This is a genomic window from Pseudomonas sp. ADAK13 (genome assembly GCF_012935715.1).
Classification (GTDB): Bacteria; Pseudomonadota; Gammaproteobacteria; order Pseudomonadales; family Pseudomonadaceae; genus Aquipseudomonas.
The window spans coordinates 6,182,414-6,198,540 of the sequence record NZ_CP052860.1 but is presented as its reverse complement, the minus strand read 5'-3'; the positions used below and the strand labels follow the sequence as shown (position 1 = coordinate 6,198,540).

Annotated in this window: 19 protein-coding genes; 4 read left to right on the top strand and 15 right to left on the bottom strand. The window is 62.1% G+C overall.

What is annotated here, in order from left to right; genetic code table 11:
• Positions 1-857 precede the first annotated feature (857 nt).
• The 6 genes from HKK54_RS28445 to HKK54_RS28420 all read right to left on the bottom strand — a co-directional run bounded on the left by HKK54_RS28445 (position 858) and on the right by HKK54_RS28420 (position 5,226).
• Entirely contained in the window at positions 858-1,469 is a 612-nt protein-coding gene (locus HKK54_RS28445; protein ID WP_169388621.1) for a LysE family transporter, read from the bottom strand.
• Positions 1,470-1,547: 78 nt separating this feature from the next.
• The gene (locus HKK54_RS28440; protein WP_178121004.1) at positions 1,548-2,339 is read right to left on the bottom strand and encodes an AraC family transcriptional regulator; all 792 of its coding nucleotides are present in this window, start codon (positions 2,337-2,339) and stop codon (positions 1,548-1,550) included.
• Between the two features lie 51 nt (positions 2,340-2,390).
• Complete coding sequence (gene arsH, locus HKK54_RS28435) at positions 2,391-3,074, bottom strand: arsenical resistance protein ArsH (protein WP_442962345.1); 684 nt, start codon at positions 3,072-3,074, stop codon at positions 2,391-2,393.
• Positions 3,075-3,083: 9 nt separating this feature from the next.
• On the bottom strand, positions 3,084-3,554 hold the full coding sequence (locus HKK54_RS28430; RefSeq protein WP_010171442.1) for an arsenate reductase ArsC: 471 nt from the start codon (positions 3,552-3,554) through the stop codon (positions 3,084-3,086).
• Positions 3,555-3,567: 13 nt separating this feature from the next.
• On the bottom strand, positions 3,568-4,851 hold the full coding sequence (locus HKK54_RS28425) for an arsenic transporter (RefSeq protein ID WP_169388619.1): 1,284 nt from the start codon (positions 4,849-4,851) through the stop codon (positions 3,568-3,570).
• Between the two features lie 18 nt (positions 4,852-4,869).
• On the bottom strand, positions 4,870-5,226 hold the full coding sequence (locus tag HKK54_RS28420) for a metalloregulator ArsR/SmtB family transcription factor (protein WP_010171437.1): 357 nt from the start codon (positions 5,224-5,226) through the stop codon (positions 4,870-4,872).
• A gap of 177 nt (positions 5,227-5,403) precedes the next feature.
• On the opposite strand from HKK54_RS28420, the gene HKK54_RS28415 reads away from it, so the two are divergent.
• From HKK54_RS28415 to HKK54_RS28405, 3 genes are all read left to right on the top strand, one after another.
• On the top strand, positions 5,404-5,619 hold the full coding sequence (locus HKK54_RS28415; RefSeq protein ID WP_003212603.1) for a hypothetical protein: 216 nt from the start codon (positions 5,404-5,406) through the stop codon (positions 5,617-5,619).
• A 72-nt stretch (positions 5,620-5,691) separates the two neighbouring features.
• Positions 5,692-6,387 carry an AzlC family ABC transporter permease gene (locus HKK54_RS28410; protein ID WP_010171435.1) on the top strand — a complete coding sequence of 232 codons (696 nt, stop codon included), beginning with the start codon at positions 5,692-5,694 and terminating at the stop codon, positions 6,385-6,387.
• Positions 6,384-6,695 (top strand): AzlD domain-containing protein, encoded by a 312-nt coding sequence (locus tag HKK54_RS28405; RefSeq protein ID WP_010171433.1) that lies wholly within the window; start codon positions 6,384-6,386, stop codon positions 6,693-6,695. The genes HKK54_RS28410 and HKK54_RS28405 overlap by 4 nt, the downstream gene beginning before the upstream one ends.
• 123 nt (positions 6,696-6,818) lie before the next feature.
• On the opposite strand, the gene HKK54_RS28400 is transcribed toward HKK54_RS28405, so the two are convergent.
• The gene (locus HKK54_RS28400; RefSeq protein ID WP_010171431.1) at positions 6,819-7,079 is read right to left on the bottom strand and encodes a hypothetical protein; all 261 of its coding nucleotides are present in this window, start codon (positions 7,077-7,079) and stop codon (positions 6,819-6,821) included.
• A gap of 109 nt (positions 7,080-7,188) precedes the next feature.
• On the opposite strand from HKK54_RS28400, the gene HKK54_RS28395 reads away from it, so the two are divergent.
• Entirely contained in the window at positions 7,189-7,542 is a 354-nt protein-coding gene (locus HKK54_RS28395) for a hypothetical protein (protein ID WP_010171430.1), read from the top strand.
• Between the two features lie 141 nt (positions 7,543-7,683).
• Here the strand turns inward: HKK54_RS28395 and HKK54_RS28390 are convergent, their stop codons facing one another.
• The 8 genes from HKK54_RS28390 to HKK54_RS28355 form a co-directional block, all read right to left on the bottom strand.
• Positions 7,684-8,388 (bottom strand): YoaK family protein, encoded by a 705-nt coding sequence (locus tag HKK54_RS28390; RefSeq protein ID WP_169388618.1) that lies wholly within the window; start codon positions 8,386-8,388, stop codon positions 7,684-7,686.
• Positions 8,389-8,470: 82 nt separating this feature from the next.
• Complete coding sequence (locus HKK54_RS28385; protein WP_169388617.1) at positions 8,471-10,105, bottom strand: ABC-F family ATP-binding cassette domain-containing protein; 1,635 nt, start codon at positions 10,103-10,105, stop codon at positions 8,471-8,473.
• Positions 10,106-10,249: 144 nt separating this feature from the next.
• Positions 10,250-11,278 (bottom strand): DNA topoisomerase IB, encoded by a 1,029-nt coding sequence (locus HKK54_RS28380; protein WP_169388616.1) that lies wholly within the window; start codon positions 11,276-11,278, stop codon positions 10,250-10,252.
• Positions 11,279-11,341: 63 nt separating this feature from the next.
• Entirely contained in the window at positions 11,342-12,421 is a 1,080-nt protein-coding gene (modC, locus tag HKK54_RS28375) for a molybdenum ABC transporter ATP-binding protein (RefSeq protein WP_169388615.1), read from the bottom strand.
• A 5-nt stretch (positions 12,422-12,426) separates the two neighbouring features.
• A complete protein-coding gene (gene modB / locus HKK54_RS28370; protein ID WP_010171419.1) occupies positions 12,427-13,107 on the bottom strand; it encodes a molybdate ABC transporter permease subunit in 681 nt (226 codons plus the stop codon).
• Complete coding sequence (gene modA / locus HKK54_RS28365) at positions 13,108-13,875, bottom strand: molybdate ABC transporter substrate-binding protein (RefSeq protein WP_169388614.1); 768 nt, start codon at positions 13,873-13,875, stop codon at positions 13,108-13,110.
• Between the two features lie 119 nt (positions 13,876-13,994).
• A complete protein-coding gene (locus HKK54_RS28360; RefSeq protein WP_169388613.1) occupies positions 13,995-15,059 on the bottom strand; it encodes an NAD(P)H-dependent flavin oxidoreductase in 1,065 nt (354 codons plus the stop codon).
• 110 nt (positions 15,060-15,169) lie between these two features.
• Entirely contained in the window at positions 15,170-16,048 is an 879-nt protein-coding gene (locus tag HKK54_RS28355; protein ID WP_169388612.1) for an alpha/beta fold hydrolase, read from the bottom strand.
• Between the last annotated feature and the right edge of the window lie 79 nt (positions 16,049-16,127).

Here is a 16,127-nt window from a genome sequence, read left to right as displayed (position 1 = left end):
GGCTTGATTTTTCCGGGGGGGGCATATCCGTTTTTTTTGTGATGGCTTCGATTGGTTCCGCTCTTACAGCGGGTCACTTTTGAAAAGAGCCCAAAAGTAACCAAAAGGCTCTTGCCCCACCACTCGGCACCTCGCCTAGGCTCGGTGTGCCCTCACTCCGGCATTACTACGCGGGCCGCCGCGACGGGGCGTCCCTGCCCCGTCGCGGCTAAACCGGCGTCCTGCCGGTTTACCCGCTCCGTACTACCTGCGTTCGGCCAGCGTGGTTTAACGGGGCGCCTAAGATCAAGATCAAAAGCAGATCAACAGCACAGCGGCCTACAGGCCGGCTTGAGTGGTGTGAAGCAAAGGCAAGATCAAAATCTAAAGCCAGAGCGGGCACAGTCAAATGTGGGAGCTGGCTTGCCTGCGATGGCCTCGCCTCGGTGTACCTGAGAGACCGAGTTGTCTGCATCGCAGGCAAGCCAGCTCCCACAGAAAAGCAGAGCTGCATCAGTTTCAGATTTGGCTTTGGCTTTTGCTCTGGCTTCTACCACTCAAGCCGGCCTGTAGGCCGCTGTGCTCTTGCTTTTGATCTTGATCTGACTGCCCCATTCAGCCCGAGGCCGAACGCAGGTGGTGCGGAGCGGGTAAACCGGCAGGACGCCGGTTTAGCCGCGCTGGGCCAAGGATGGCCCATCGCGGCGGCCCGCGGAGCATCGCCGGAGTGAGGGAACACCGAGCCTTAGCGAGGTGCCGACAGGCGGGGCAGAGCCTTTTGCTTACTTTGGGGCTTTTCCAAAGTGAGTCGCTGTAAGAGCGAAACCTTAGGAGGCCGTGACCGCAGCAACGGATATGCCCACCGCCCAACCCCTCCCTCAAATCGCACGCAAAGCCAGAATCGCCAGATACAGCAACACCCCCCCACACGCCCCATAACTGACACGCTGCCATAGGGGTGACGCGTTCTGGCGCAGCAGGTTGACGAGTGCCGCAATCAGAAAGCACGAAAGCACCGACGCCACCATAAACCCCGCAAAAAACATCAACGTCTGCCCATGGCTCGGCGCCGCCCCGACTATCCCAGACAACGCACTGCCCAGCGCCCCCCAATAAACAATGTTCTTCGGATTAGCCAACGAAATAGCCGCCCCCACCACCAGCGCATTCTGCCCGGACCCGGCCGGTGCACTTTCGGCCTCTGGCAAGCGCCAGGCGTCCATCAGGCTGCGAACCCCGAGCCAGGCCAGATACAACCCACAAACGGCCGTCAGCGGCACCCGCACCGACTCATGCTGGATCAACAACGCCATGCCCGTCAGCCCAATCACCGCCCACACGGCATCCCCCACCAGCGATCCAATCTGCACCAGCAGCGCCGGCGTGAACCCATGCAACAGCCCACGGCGCAGCGTCTCCGCCAACACCGCCCCCGGCGACAGGCAAAACACAAAACCAAATACCAGCGCCGAAAAAAAGATCGTCAACATGCCTGCCTGCCTTCCTTCAAGTGATGGCCGGCATTTTGCGCGAGGGCAGGTGAGGCGTCTTGAACCAGATTGCGCTTTTCAGCCCTTGAGTACGCTTTGATAGCGCCCCGGTGTGATGCCGTAAGCCGCCCGGAAATGCCGATTGAGATGGCTCTGGTCGGCGAACCCAAGGGCGTGGGCAACCTGCGACGCTGCAACGCCCGAGCGCAGCAGGCCTTTGGCGCGTCGGGTGCGCAGTTGCATCGCCCACTGGCGCGGACTCAGTCCGGTTTCTTTCTGAAAGGCCCGCAGCAGATGGAATTTCGACAGGCCCAGCTCATCACCGAGGGTGTCGAGGGCAACGGCCTGATGCAGGTTTTCGGCGAGCAGCTCCTGGGCCTTGATCACCAGCCCGCGACCCGCTGCGGTGCTACCGGGCAGGCGCACGCCGCTGTAACTGACCACTTCGCCGAGCAGCACCACCAGGGCTTCTTCGCTCAGCTCGCGGGCCATTGGATCGGCACTCAACGAGCCTTCGATCGCCCCGGCCAGCTTCATCGCCAATTCCGGCTGGAAGCACAGCGAACGGTCGAACTCCAGGTGCGCCAGGCCCAGGTCGGTCGCCAATTGGTCAGCGGTCGCATACAGGCTGACAAAGCGCCACGGCTGCCCCTCGGCCGCGCCGCCGCCCTGAATTTGCCCCGGGTTGTACAAGGTGATGCTGCCGGGGCCCGCCTCGAAGGTGCGGCGGTCCAGCCACACCTGTTCCTCGCCGAGCAGGTTGACGCCGATCACACATTCATCGTGGCTGTGGCGGGCAAACGTCAAGCCGGTGCAGGAGGTACTGCTGACTTCGTAGTTGCCCAGCCAGGCGTGTTGCATGGAACGCATTGAGGTGGCTCGCAGTGACGGTTGCCCGCGAGCATACGCCGGAAAAGGGCTTCAGATCGACCGTTGATTGACCCGTTTCGACAGTGCTTCGCTGCTCTCCTTGCGCTCTGAATAGCGGTCGACCAGGTCCGGGCGATCCCGCAGCAGCAGGGTGAATTTCACCAGCTCTTCCATCACATCCACCACCCGGTCATACAGTGCCGACGGCTTCATGCGGTCCTGGTCGTCGAACTCCATATAGGCCTTGGGCACCGACGATTGGTTGGGGATGGTGAACATGCGCATCCAGCGTCCCAGCACCCGCAACTGGTTGACGGTATTGAACGACTGCGAGCCGCCGGATACCTGCATCACTGCCAGGGTTTTACCCTGGGTCGGACGCACCGCGCCGAGGGCCAATGGCACCCAGTCCAGCTGTGCCTTGAACACCGCCGACATCGAGCCGTGACGCTCCGGCGAACACCAGACCTGGCCGTCGGACCACTGCATCAGTTGCAGCAGTTCCTGGACCTTGTGGTGGTCGTTGGGCGCATCGTCCGGGAGTGGCAAGCCCGAGGGGTTGAAGATGCGTGTCTCGGCGCCAAAGTGCTGCAACAGGCGCGCGGCTTCTTCCACCAGCAGACGGCTGAACGAGCGTGGCCGAGTAGAGCCGTAGAGCAGCAGGATGCGCGGCGGTGGGTCCAGTTGTTGCGGCTTGGACAGGTCGTGGTTCAGGTTGGGCAGGGTACTCATCAGTTGCTCCGGTTACAGCGCCGCGATGCGATCGAGTTCGGCCTTGATTTCGACCGGACCCAGGCTGGCAAACGGAATCTCGAAAAAGTCCCGGCAACGGCGTTCAATTATGTCCAGGGTGGTGTGAAACGCAGCGTCGATCTCAGCTTCATCTCCTTGAACATCTGACGGATCTTCCAGCCCCCAGTGCGCCTTGAGTGCCGGGCCGAAATACACCGGGCACGCTTCCCCGGCAGCCTTGTCGCACACCGTGATCACGATGTCCGGCGGGTTGCCTTCAAAGGCGTCGTTGCCCTTGCTGTACAAACCCTCGGTGCTGATGCCGGCGGCCTTCAGGGTGGTCAGGCTGCGGGGCAGTACCTGGCCCTTGGGAAAACTGCCGGAACTGATGGCCAGGAATCCTTCTGGCGCCAGGTGATTGAACAGCGCTTCCGAAAGGATGCTGCGGCAGCTGTTGGCGGTGCACATGAACAGGACTTTCATTGAGTGGACTCCGTCAGAAACTCAGGCGCAAGGCGAGGGCGGCGAGGGTGATCAACAGCACGGGCAGGGTCAGCACAATGCCGACCTTGAAGTAGTAACCCCAGGTGATGGTGATGCCTTTGCGCGCCAGGATATGCAGCCAGAGCAAGGTGGCCAGGCTGCCGATGGGGGTGATTTTGGGGCCGAGGTCGCTGCCGATAACGTTGGCGTAGATCATCGCGTCCTTGACCACGCCCACGGCATGGCTGGCCTCGATGGACAGTGCACCGATGAGTACGGTCGGCAGGTTGTTCATCGCCGAAGACAGCAGGGCGGTCAGCACGCCAGTGCCCAGGGCGGCGCCCCATACGCCGTAACCGGCGAAGGTGTCGAGCCAGGTGGCGAGGTAGTCGGTCAGCCCGGCGTTGCGCAGGCCGTAGACCACCAGGTACATGCCCAGGGAGAAAATCACGATCTGCCAGGGCGCTTCCTTCAGCACCTTGCGGGTGGAAATCTTGTGGCCCTTGGCGGCGATCACCAGTAGCAAGGTGGCGCAAGCGGCGGAGATGGCGCTGATGGGAATGCCCAGCGGTTCCAGGGCAAAGCAGCCCACCAGCAGAATGCCCAGCACCCACCAGCCGGCCAGGAACGTCGCGCGGTCGTGGATCGCATTGGCGGGATCGTCGAGGTCTGCCGGGTCGTAGGTTTGCGGAATATCGCGTCGGAAAAACCACAGCAATACCTCGAGGGTCGCGGCAACGCTCACCAGGTTTACCGGCACCATCACGGCGGCGTATTCGTTGAAGCCAATCTTGAAGTAGTCGGCCGAGACGATGTTCACCAGGTTGGACACCACCAGGGGCAGGCTCGCGGTGTCGGCGATAAACCCGGCGCCCATGACAAACGCCAGGGTCGCCGCCGGTGAAAAGCGCAACGCCAGCAGCATCGACATCACGATGGGGGTGAGGATCAGCGCCGCACCGTCATTGGCGAACAACGCCGAGACCAGCGCACCCAGCAGCACCATATACGCGAACAATCGCCGGCCGCGCCCACGGCCCCAGCGCGCCACATGCAAGGCGGCCCAGGCGAAAAAGCCGGCCTCGTCCAACAGCAGGCTGATGATGATCAGTGCGACGAACGTGCCGGTGGCGTTCCAGATGATGTGCCACACCACCGGAATATCCGCCAGGCTGATAACGCCAAGCGCCAGGGCCAGGATCGCGCCCATCGTGGCGCTCCAGCCTACGCCCAGGCCCTTGGGCTGCCAGATGACCAGGATGATGGTGAACAGAAAGATAGCAACGGCAACAAGCATGAAAAGCTCTCCGCAGGGTCAGCAGCAGGCGCTGGCCCGTTGTGGTCGGTCGCCCATGGTGTCCAGACGCTGGGCGTCTGTTTTTAACCAGGCTTGGTTGGCTTGCAGGGTGGTGTCGAGCACCGCCGTCACCCACTCAGGCAATGCCGGATTGAGGCGGTAATAAATCCACTGGCCCTGGCGACGGTCCAGCAGCAACCCGCAACTGCGCAGTTGCGCCAGGTGGCGGGAGATTTTTGGCTGGCTGTCGTCCAGAGCATGGATCAACTCGCACACGCAAAGTTCGCCTTCGCGCACAATCAACAGCGTCAGCCGGACGCGGGTGGCGTCGGCCAGGCATTTGAAGACGTTGGGCGGGGAGAAGGGATCGGCCATGTGAGACGCCTTGATACATATGGAGATACGAATATACGTATTTCCATATGTATTGGTCAAACCCTGTTTCGATTGATCTACGTCAACGGCCCGACAATCGACGACAAGTGGTTGAAATTAAACTGAAACACAAATGTCCTAAAGTGCCTGCCCATTGGTGATGAAGGAAGAAAACGTGTGACCCGTGCCACTCGCAACCTGCGCAAGACCCTCGATTCCGTCGCGGACAATAACGAAACCGCGGCCTTTGACCTGATGCGCGCCGTCGAAAAACTCAGTGATGAAGTGCTGCGCCAGCGCCTGCTCAATACCATCCACCGGCTCAACCAGGACGCCCACGAACTGCGCGAAGCCCGGGATGCGGTGGAGCGAGTGTCGGTCAAGCTGGCGTGAGCACGATCGTTCAAGACAATCCCTGACACCGCTGGCATGCTTGTCGACTGACTGTCGATGAGCCCGTTGTGTATGCCTGATGCTCTGCCTCTAAACGCCTTTTCCCGTGGCGCGATTGCGATCATTCCGTTGTCCCTGGCCTGCGCGCCCTGGGGATTGCTGGCCGGTTCCACTGCAATTGACGCCCAATTCACCCCGCTGGAAGCCCAGGGGCTGTCGACCATCGTGTTTGCCGGTGCTGCACAACTGGTGGCCATCGGCATGGTCAAGAGCGGCGCCAGCCTGATTTCGATCCTGCTGACCACCTTGTTGCTGACCTCCCAGCATTTGCTCTACGGCATGCACATGCGTCCCACGCTGTCGCCGCTCAAGGCCCGGTGGCGCATGAGCCTGGGCTTTCTGCTGACCGACGAATTCTTCGCCCTGGTCAGCCAATATGACCGCCAGACCTTCAACCGCTGGTACGCCCTGGGCGTTGGCCTGACGTTCTATATCATCTGGAACGTGTTTACCTTCGCCGGCATCGTGCTCGGCAAAAGCATTCCCGGGCTCGATCAACTGGGCCTGGAGTTCTCGATCGCCGCAACCTTTATCGCCCTGATCACCCCGGTGGTGCGCGACGTGCCGACCATTGTCTGTGTCGCGGTGTCGTTGCTGTGTTCGGTATGGCTGAGCTACCTGCATTGGGAGTCGGCGGTGGTGGTGTCCGGTGTATTGGGGATGAGCGCGGGGTTTGCCTGCAAGCGGCTGGGAGTGGGGCAGCAATGATCTTCGTGATGATTTTTGGCATGGGCCTGATCGTGTTTCTCAACCGCTACCTGTTTATCGAGCCGCGCCTGCCGGTGCGCCTCAATCGCGGGGCGCGGGAGTTTCTCGGCTTTGCCGTACCGGGAATGCTCACCGCCATCTGCGGCCCGATCATTTTCCTCGCCGACCACACACTCAATCTGAGCGTGAGCAACCCCTACCTGCTGGCCGGGATCAGCGCGGTGGCGCTGATGTTCTGGACCCGCAGCGTGTTGATCACCGTGCTGTTGAGCATGGCGCTGTTCTATCTGTTCCGCTGGCTGCTCTGAAAAACAGGCAAAAAAAAGCCCGCGGGAGGGCGAGCTAGAAGGGAGACTTCTTAAAAATGAGCCTGCCGACTATAGGCGGCAAGGTCTCCCTTCACAGTGAAACAAAGTTCATGAATCTGTCAGCTATTCGATAACCGGGGCCGCGGCTTTCTTGTTGGCCTTGGCCTCGGCCGCCAGGCACTCCAGGGCAAACTGCTCGGTGTAGGTCATCTGGATCGGCGTGCTCTCGCCCTTGACGGTGCGCATCCCGTCGAGGATGTAGCGGATGCGCTTGTCGGTCACACCGATGCGTTTGGCGATCCACGAAGGCGTTTGGCCGATGCGGCTGATCAGCTTGTCGGCGTAGTCGGTGGAGGGGTTGTAGCGCTCGGCGTTGGGTGTCATGGGGTTTCCGGGTAAAAGCGGGTTCGTAAGTAGGCGGCAGGGTGACGCAATAATCATTCGGTGTCGCCTGCTAATGGTACAGTCGCGTTTTTTCCAAGGAAGCTACGGTATGCGGATGGTGGTCATTGGCGCATTGGTACTGGCATCGCTGGCCGGTTGCGCAGGCTCTAAGATGAAAGAGGCGCGTACCGGTACGCCCTACAAAACCCTGGCCTCGGACAAGGCGCCGCTGGTGGTTGCCCAGTGCATCCAGTTCGGCTGGCAGGACGAAGCCGTATTCGGCGTGGACGCCGGTGGTTTTATGGAGCCCGCACAGGCCGGCGGCTTCACCATCTACACCACGGCGGGTGATTATTTTGTCGATGTACGCAGCGCGGGCGCTGGCGCCACCGTCAACTATTACGCAGCCCAGGATGACTACCCGGCCAAGCGTCGCCTCGCCGCACTGGCGACTTGCCTGTAATCCCTTACGTTAGAAAAATTCAGAAATGCCCTGCGGACAGCCCCGCGGGCATTGTCTTAGTATTCCCGTGCTCACCCGGCGTGACGGCTCTTTACCGGTACAGGGACGTCGAGGCCGGAGCGCCGGGAGGGCAGTCTTTTTCTAGCGTGGCATATACCCCAGGTGCCAGCGCCGGGGAATCTTCAGCGACACCAGCCCCAGCAGCGCCGACAGCAAACCGCTGACCAGCAGCGCACGAATCCCCATGTGATGCTCCAGCACCGCGCCGATCACCGCACCGGCAAACATCCCGGCCCAGGGGATCAGTTGCACGCGCCAGCCATTGCGCCGTTCACCGAGCATCCAGCGGCCCAGCCCGCGCCCGAATCGCGACAGCGCCCCGGTGACGTAGGTCAGGCCCACCGGTAATCCATTCACTTCTTCGACGGCGGCGTTAAGCATGCCCATGGCGATGATCGCCGCCAGCAACGCTGGCAACTGATCCTCGAACGGCCAGGCCGCGGCCCCGCACAGCAAGGTGGCGATGCACAGCAACAGCGGCAGGGCATGGCGCCGGCTGATGCGGCTGACCATCACGCCCAGCGCGTTACCGGCGATAAAAGTCGCCACCAACAGCGTCAGGCGCCCGGTGAGTCCCAGGTCGCCTTCGCTGATCGCCACGGCGAGGCGCGTGGTGTTGCCGCTCATGAACGAGACAAAATCCCCGCTGGCCATGAAGCCGATGGCGTCGGTCATCCCCGCCAGGACGGAAAGGCTGGCCACCAGCATCAGCCCGACACGCCCGCGCCATTTGTGGCGGTGCAACAGGGCGGCGTTGGTGTAGGGCTTCAGGGATGAAGGCAGCATGGGGCCGGGTTCCTCGGTGAGATTATCCGGCCACTACCGTAGGGCGCTTTGCGTTCGGCTGCAATGACTTGGCGCAGGCCTTTCACACCGGTTCCAGGCGCCAGCCCGCAGGTTGCCATGTCAGGGTGTGGCTGGGGTGGAGTGCGGCGAGAAACTCGGCATCGTGGGACACCGCAACCATCGCCCCGGTAAACCCCTGCAATGCCTGCTCGAAGGCGATCACCGATTGCATGTCCAGATGGTTGGTCGGTTCGTCCAGCAGCAACAGTTGCACCGGGGTTTTGCGCCACAGGGCAATTGCCATCGCGGCCTTCAGCCGCTCGCCGCCGCTGAGCCGCGCCACGGGTTGTGTCACGCGCAAGGCGTCCAGTTGCAGCAAGGCCAGGCGTGTGCGCAATTCACCCTCGGCCAGCGGGGTGTCCAGCAGGTTGAGCTGTTCGACGATCGAGCGCTGGTCGTCCAGCAGCGCCAGGTGCTGATCAATATAGGCCGTCGGTACATGCACCGTGCAGTCACCGCTGACCGGCCGTAACTGCCCCGCCAGCAATTTGAGCAACGTGGATTTGCCGCAACCGTTCGGCCCGTGGACGGCCACCCGCATCGGCCCCATAAGCTGGGCACTGAGGAAGGTGGTCGGCCGTTGCGGATCCAGCCAGGGCAGTTGCGTGTGCTCCAGGGTCAACACCTGCCGACCGCAAGGCACCGCCGTGCCGGGTAATGCCAGCAGGGTGGGCGTCTCATCCACCACCTGTTCGTAGGCTTTGCGCACCCGCTCATCCAGCGCATCCTTGTGTTGCTGATGGGCACTGCGTACGGTGCTGACGATTTCGGTGGCGGCGCCTTTCCAGCGCGCTTTGGTGAAACGGTCCACGTTTGCGGTTTCGGCGTGCTTGCGGGAGCGGGCGGCATGGCGCTGGATGTCATCGTTGCTTTGCTTGAGGCGCTTGCGTTCGCGGCTGCGCACCAGGCGCGCATGTTCGAGGGTGGCCTGGGCGGCGTGTTGTTCGGTCTCACGCTGAGCCTGAAACGCCTCGTAGTTACCGCCGTAGACTTGGGTGCCCAAGGGCGACAGCTCAATGATTCGCCGCATGCGGTTGAGCAATTGCCGGTCGTGGCTGACCACGATCAAGCCGCCACGCCACTCGCCCAGTATGCCCAGCAGCCATTCGCGGCCTTGGCTGTCCAGGTGATTGGTGGGTTCATCGAGAATCAGCAGTTGAGGATTGGCCAGCAGGGCGCCGATCACCGCCAGGCGGGCCAGTTGGCCGCCACTCAACTGATCGGCACGGTCCTCGAAACCGACGCCGGCCAGTCCCGCGGCGTCCAACGCCTGGCGCAGGCGCTCGGCCAGGTCCCAGCGATCATCGATCCGTTCCAGGTCGTCGGTGTGCGCTTCGCCCCGGGCCAACCGGTCCAGGGCGGCCAGCACGTCGGCGGTGCCGGTGGTTTGCGCGACGGTTTGCCCGGGAGAAAGGCTCAGGGTCTGTGGGACATAGGCCAGCCGGGCGCAGGTCTCAAGCGTACCGGAAGAGGGCGCCAGCCTGCCGGCAATCAATTGCGCGAGCACGCTTTTGCCCGCGCCATTACGCCCCACAATCCCGGTGGGCGTGCGATCGAAAGACAGGTTCAGGTCGTCCAGCAGGGTTTCGCCATTGGCGAACTGGAAATACACATGTTGCAGGGAAACAAGCACAGGCAGCCGTTTGACGTCAGTCATCAGCACCTCCAAAACAATGTGGCACAAGCCAACAAGCGCGCCAGGCGGCTCGTTGCGTTTACATGTTGGAAGGCTTAGTGGTTCACGTCAGCGGTCATCCCGGGATCAGAAAGGACGGGCAGGTTAACCCGGTTTGGATTTTTTCTACAAGCGCTCGGCCAGTTGCTCCAGAAACATTGCCAGCCCCACTTCCTCGGCTTTCAGGCCTTTGCGCACCCGTGGCTTGGGCAGTTTTGCCAGCTCGCCAAGGCTGAAATGCTCCAGCACGGCCGGGTGGATATAGCACTTGCGGCACACCGCCGGGGTATTGCCCAATTGCTTGGCGACGTTCTTGACCATTTCCACCACGTGCTTTTTGGCATCGGATTCCGGCTGCCATTCAAGCTCGCGCAACACCGCCAACGCCAGGGCGCTGCCGGCCCAGGTGCGGTAGTCCTTGGCGGTAAAGTCCGCGCCGGTAAGGGTGTGCAGGTAGGCATTCACGTCGGTGGAGCTGACCGTGTGGCGCTCGCCGTTCTCGTCCAGGTACTGGAACAGGTTCTGCCCTGGCAGCTCCAGGCAGCGTTTGATCACTGTGGCCAGCCGCCGGTCCTTGACGGTGATCTGGTGTTCGATGCCGCTCTTGCCGCGAAACTGGAACAGGATCTCGCTGCCCTTGACGTCCACATGGCGCGTGCGCAGGGTGGTCAGGCCGTAGGAACGGTTGTCCCGTGCGTATTGGGTATTGCCGACGCGGATTAGGGTGGCATCGAGCAACAGCACCACCGTGGCCAGCACCTTCTCCCGATTGAAGCCGGGCGCGGCGATCTGCGCTTCCAACTGCTTGCGCAACTTGGGCAGGGCGCTGCCGAACTGTTGCAGCCGGGAGTATTTGTCGGTGTCGCGCACTTCGCGCCAGCGCGGGTGATAGCGGTATTGCTTGCGCCCTCGGGCATCGCGCCCGGTGGCTTGCAGATGGCCGCGCGGGTCGGCGCAGATCCACACATCGGTGTAGGCCGGCGGCACCGCGAGGGCGTTGATGCGCTTGATTTCGTCGGCGTCACTGATGCGTGTGCCATCGGCCTTGAAGTACTGGAATTTGCCCCGCAGCTTTTTCCGGGAAATGCCGGGCTGGGTGTCGTCGACGTAATGCAGGTCGCGGGGCAGGTCGGCAAGCAACGCGGGATCGGGCATGGCGCAAATTCCTTGGCAGGTATTTCTGATTGACCGCAGGTTTTTGCGGTCGTGCCAATGGATTCAGGCCAGTACCGCCACCGCCTTGATCTGCGCCCATAACGTCTGGCCCGGATGCAGTTGCAACTGGTCCCGTGAGTACCGGGTGATGCGCGCCAGCAGTGGTGTACCGGCCGCGTCGAGGCTCACCAGCACGTGGGCGGCGTTGTCTGCAGGAATCTCCTGGGTCACGGTCACCGGCAGGCGATTGAGGATGCTGCTGTGTTCCTCGGCTTGCAGGCTCAGGCTGACGTCCCGGGCCTGGATCTTGAAACGCAGCTGTTTGCCCAGCGCCAGCGGTGCATGGGCCACGCGCATCTGCAATTGGCTGGCGGGCAGTTGCAGGGTCAGTAATTGGTAGTGCTCATCGTAGGCACAGACGGTGCCGTTGATCACCACGCCGGCGTCGTCACCCAGGGCCATGGGCAGGTCCAGCCGGGCCAGGGTTTCGCCAATGGGGCCGCTGGCCAGGGCCTTGCCGTCGCTGAGCAACACGATGTGATCGGCCAGGCGCGCCACTTCGTCCTGGGCATGGCTGACGTACAGCACCGGAATTTCCAGTTCGTCGTGCAGGCGTTCGAGGTACGGCAGGATTTCGCTTTTGCGTTTGCTGTCCAGCGCCGCCAAGGGTTCGTCCATCAGCAGCAGGCTCGGGCTGGTGAGCAGCGCGCGGGCGATGCCGATGCGCTGGCGTTCGCCGCCGGAAAGGTGCTGCGGATGGCGGTCCAGCAGGTGGCCGATGCCCAACAGTTCGGTGGCGTGGCTCATCTCCACGCGTCGTTGTTGGCGCGGGATGCGCTTGAGGCCGAACTCAAGATTGGCCAGCACCGACAAATGCGGGAACAGGCTGGCTTCCTGAAACACGTAGCCCAGGGCGCGCTTGTGCGGTGGCACGAACAGGCCTTTACGGCTGTCTTGCCAGACTTCGTCGTTGATTTGCACGAAGCCTTCTTCGGCCCGCTCCAGCCCGGCGATGCAGCGCAGGCAAGTGGTCTTGCCGGAGCCGGAATGACCGTACAGCGCCGTCACCCCGCGGCCTGGCAGTTGCAGGTCGACGTCCAGGGCAAACCCGGAGTACTTCAGTTGCAGGCGCACCTCGATCATCGACATCAGCTCCAGCCCGCTTTGGTTTTACGGCTGGAGTAGAGCGCCAGCAACACCAGGAAAGAAAACACCACCATGGAGCCGGCCAGCCAATGGGCCTGGGCGTATTCCATGGCTTCGACATGGTCGTAGATCTGCACCGAGACCACCCGGGTCTTGTTCGGAATATTGCCGCCGATCATCAGCACCACGCCGAACTCGCCGACGGTGTGGGCAAAACCGAGAATCGACGCCGTGATAAACCCCGGGCGCGCCAGGGGCAAGATCACGCTGAAGAAGGTGTCCCAGGGATTGGCCCGCAAGGTCGCGGCCACTTCCAGTGGGCGAGTGCCGATGGCGGAGAAGGCGTTTTGCAACGGCTGCACCACGAACGGCATGGAATAGATCACCGAGCCGATTACCAGCCCGGCAAAGCTGAACGTCAGGGTGCCCAGGCCCAGCCATTGGGTGAACTGGCCGAAGTAGCCGTTGGGCCCCATGGTCAACAGCAGGTAGAAGCCGATCACCGTGGGTGGCAACACCAGCGGCAAGGCCACCACGGCGCCAATGGGGCCGCGCCACCACGAACGGGTGCGCGACAGCCACAGGGCGATCGGAGTGCCGATGATCAGCAGGATGACCGTGGTCAGTGACGCCAGCTTCAGGGTCAGCCAGATCGCGGAAAAATCGGCACTCGACAGCGGCATTTACAGCTCGTAACCGTAGGACTTGATCACCGCGGCGGCTTTCGGACCTTTCAGGTATTCAACCAGGGCCTTGGCGGCTGCACTGTCCTTGCCTTTGGTGAGGATCACCGCGTCTTGCTTGATCGGGTCATGCATCGAAGAGGGCACGATCCAGGCCGAACCGCTGGTGACTTTGCCGTCCTTGTAGATCTGCGACAGCGCGACAAAACCCAGCTCGGCGTTGCCGGTGGACACGAACTGATAGGCCTGGGTGATGTTCTGGCCTTCAACGATCTTGTCCTTGACCTTCTCGGTCAAGCCTTCCTTCGCCAGTACCTGGGTGGCGGCCAGGCCATACGGCGCGGCTTTCGGGTTGGCGATGGACAGGTGCTGGAATTCATTCTTCTTCAGTACTTCGCCTTTGGCATCCACGTAGCCTTCCTTGGCCGACCACAGCGCCAGAGTGCCGACTGCGTAGGTGAAGCGCGAACCCTTGACGGTTTCGCCTTCGGCTTCGAGTTTCTGCGGGGTGGTGTCGTCGGCGCTGAGGAACACTTCAAACGGCGCGCCGTTCTTGATCTGGGTGTAGAACTGGCCGGTGGCGCCGTAGGCCGCGACCAGTTTATGGCCGGTGTCTTTTTCAAAGTCGGCGGCAATCGCCTGGATCGGTGCGGTGAAGTTGGCAGCCACGGCCACCTGTACTTCATCGGCATGCGCCGAAGAAAAGGCAAACGCAGCGATCAGGGTAGCGAGGGCCGTGGGGGCCAGGCGTGAGGCGCGAATCATCATCAAGAAGCTCCTTGGGGTTTGCGGCTTGTTATAGGCAGAGGGAGGCTACCGCTATGTATGGGAATATATAGCGGTTCGCCACTGCCGGTACAGTGCAAAGTTGTCCCGGGAGTTCAGGTTCAGCGTCGGCCGAGTTTTTCCAGGGTTTGCGCGGCCAGTTCCAGTGTCAGGTCATAGGTGGAGATGTCTTTGCCCAGGCGCAGTGCCTGGCCCGACCACAAGTTACTGAAGCCGGCTTCATCCTTGGCCTTGAGCGGCATCAACGCACCACCGGACAGCGGAAACGCCGGTGCCGTCGGGTTGATCGCGCCCAGTTCACGCATCACCCGGTTGACGATGCCCCGTGCCGGGCGCCCGGTGAACAGGTTCGTCAGCGCGGTTTCACTGGCCTGGGCGTTGCGCAAGGCGTGGTGGTGTGACTTCGACACCGTTGCTTCAGGGGTAAACAGGTACGCCGTGCCGATCTGCACCGCCGAGGCGCCGAGGGCAAAGGCGGCGACAATGCCCCGTGCATCACCGATGCCGCCGGCTGCGATCACCGGCACGCTCACCGCGTCGACGATCTGTGGCACCAGGGCCATGGTGCCAATCTGGGTATTGAGGTCGTCGCTGAGGAACATCCCGCGATGGCCGCCGGCTTCGGCGCCCATGGCAATGATTGCGTCGCAGCCGTGCTGCTCCAGCCAGATGGCTTCTTCAACGGTGGTGGCCGACGACAGCACTTTCGCGCCGGTGGCCTTGACTCGGTCCAGCAGGGATTTTTCCGGCAGGCCGAAGTGAAAACTCACGACTTCCGGACGGAACTCTTCCACCACTTCACAGGCGGCATTGTTGAACGGTGCGCGGTTGGAGACGGGCGTAGGCGCGTCAAAGTCGGCGCCCAGTTCGCGGTAGTAGGTTTCCAGCAGGTTCTTCCACTGAAGGTCGCGCTCAGCATCCGGCGCCGGTGGCTGATGGCAGAAGAAATTGACGTTGAGTGGCCGCGAACTGGCCTGGCGAATGACAGAGAGCGCTTCGCGTAATTGCTCGATGCTCAGTGCTGCGGCGGGCATCGAGCCGAGAGCGCCGGCCTGGTTGACGGCAATCACCATCGCCGTGCTGGTGGCATTGGCCATGGGCCCCTGGATGATCGGTAACTCAATGCCCAGCAGGTCAAGAATTCGGGTGTCTGGCCAGGTGCTCATGGGACGCTTCTCCAACGGTGGAATGCTGTTCCGTCGTTTTAGCAGGGCCAGGCAGCACCAGGCCAGTCTGTATTATTCACTGGACGAATCCAGTGTTTCGTGCGCGGCCATCAGTCGATGGCGTGGCCCAATACCTCATGAATCCGCTGGGCAATATGCGCGGCGTGGGTTTCCAGGGCGAAGTGGCCGGTGTCGAGTAATTCCACCACCGCGTTGGCGTTGTCGCGGCTGTAGGCATGGGCGCCCGGCGGGATGAAGAACGGATCGTTCTGGCCCCAGATCACCAGCGCCGGCACTTGCGTGGCCTTGAAAAACGCCTGGAACGCCGGGTACAGCGTCAGGTTGTTGCGGTAGTCGAGGAACAGGTCCAGCTGGATCTCGTCATTGCCGGGGCGCTGCATCAAAAGCACGTCGAGCATGTAGGACTCTGGTGCGACCAACTCCGGTTGCGGGACGCCATGCAGGTACTGATAGCGCGTGCCTTCCAGGCTGATGACGGCATGGCGAATCACCTCGCGATTGGCCTGGCTGGGTTCGGCCCAATAGGCGCGGATCGGCGCCCAGGCGTCACCCAAGCCTTCCAGGTACGCGTTGCCGTTTTGCGACACCAGCGCGCTGACCCGTTCCGGGTGCGCCACCGCCAGGCGCAGGCCCACCGGCGCGCCGTAGTCGAACACATACAGGGCATAGCGGCTGAGCTGCAGGGCGTCGACGAAATGGCCGACGGTGAGCGCCAGGTTGTCGAAACTGTAGTGGTAATTGCGTTCGGTGGGGACTTCGGTGAAGCCGAAACCAGGCAGGTCTGGCGCGATGACCCGGTAGCGGGTGGCAAGCAGCGGGATCAGGTCGCGGTACATATGGGACGAACTGGGGAAACCATGCAGCAGCAACATCACGGGGGCGGACGGGTCGCCGGCTTCGCGGTAGAAGATGCGCACGCCATCGGCATCAACGTGCTGGTAGCGAACCACTGGGGTTGAAATCGACATGATCGGAGTCCTCTTTGTAACTGGATAAGATTATTTGTCGGGTTACTGATTTTTAGGCTGCGCCCGAAAAAGTAACCTG

Excerpts from the sequence above, each read along its gene's own strand:
- HKK54_RS28420 (WP_010171437.1), bottom strand. The coding sequence starts at position 5,226 with ATGGCCGATCCCTTCTCCCCGCCCAACGTCTTCAAATGCCTGGCCGAC.
- modA (WP_169388614.1), bottom strand. The coding sequence starts at position 13,875 with ATGATGATTCGCGCCTCACGCCTGGCCCCCACGGCCCTCGCTACCCTG.
- HKK54_RS28430 (WP_010171442.1), bottom strand. The coding sequence starts at position 3,554 with ATGAAAGTCCTGTTCATGTGCACCGCCAACAGCTGCCGCAGCATCCTT.
- HKK54_RS28355 (WP_169388612.1), bottom strand. The coding sequence starts at position 16,048 with ATGTCGATTTCAACCCCAGTGGTTCGCTACCAGCACGTTGATGCCGAT.
- HKK54_RS28440 (WP_178121004.1), bottom strand. The coding sequence starts at position 2,339 with ATGCGTTCCATGCAACACGCCTGGCTGGGCAACTACGAAGTCAGCAGT.
- HKK54_RS28390 (WP_169388618.1), bottom strand. The coding sequence starts at position 8,388 with ATGCTGCCTTCATCCCTGAAGCCCTACACCAACGCCGCCCTGTTGCAC.
- HKK54_RS28385 (WP_169388617.1), bottom strand. The coding sequence starts at position 10,105 with ATGACTGACGTCAAACGGCTGCCTGTGCTTGTTTCCCTGCAACATGTG.
- modC (WP_169388615.1), bottom strand. The coding sequence starts at position 12,421 with ATGATCGAGGTGCGCCTGCAACTGAAGTACTCCGGGTTTGCCCTGGAC.
- HKK54_RS28400 (WP_010171431.1), bottom strand. The coding sequence starts at position 7,079 with ATGACACCCAACGCCGAGCGCTACAACCCCTCCACCGACTACGCCGAC.
- HKK54_RS28445 (WP_169388621.1), bottom strand. The coding sequence starts at position 1,469 with ATGTTGACGATCTTTTTTTCGGCGCTGGTATTTGGTTTTGTGTTTTGC.
- modB (WP_010171419.1), bottom strand. The coding sequence starts at position 13,107 with ATGCCGCTGTCGAGTGCCGATTTTTCCGCGATCTGGCTGACCCTGAAG.
- HKK54_RS28395 (WP_010171430.1), top strand. The coding sequence starts at position 7,189 with ATGCGGATGGTGGTCATTGGCGCATTGGTACTGGCATCGCTGGCCGGT.
- HKK54_RS28410 (WP_010171435.1), top strand. The coding sequence starts at position 5,692 with ATGCCTGATGCTCTGCCTCTAAACGCCTTTTCCCGTGGCGCGATTGCG.
- HKK54_RS28405 (WP_010171433.1), top strand. The coding sequence starts at position 6,384 with ATGATCTTCGTGATGATTTTTGGCATGGGCCTGATCGTGTTTCTCAAC.
- HKK54_RS28380 (WP_169388616.1), bottom strand. The coding sequence starts at position 11,278 with ATGCCCGATCCCGCGTTGCTTGCCGACCTGCCCCGCGACCTGCATTAC.
- HKK54_RS28425 (WP_169388619.1), bottom strand. The coding sequence starts at position 4,851 with ATGCTTGTTGCCGTTGCTATCTTTCTGTTCACCATCATCCTGGTCATC.
- HKK54_RS28360 (WP_169388613.1), bottom strand. The coding sequence starts at position 15,059 with ATGAGCACCTGGCCAGACACCCGAATTCTTGACCTGCTGGGCATTGAG.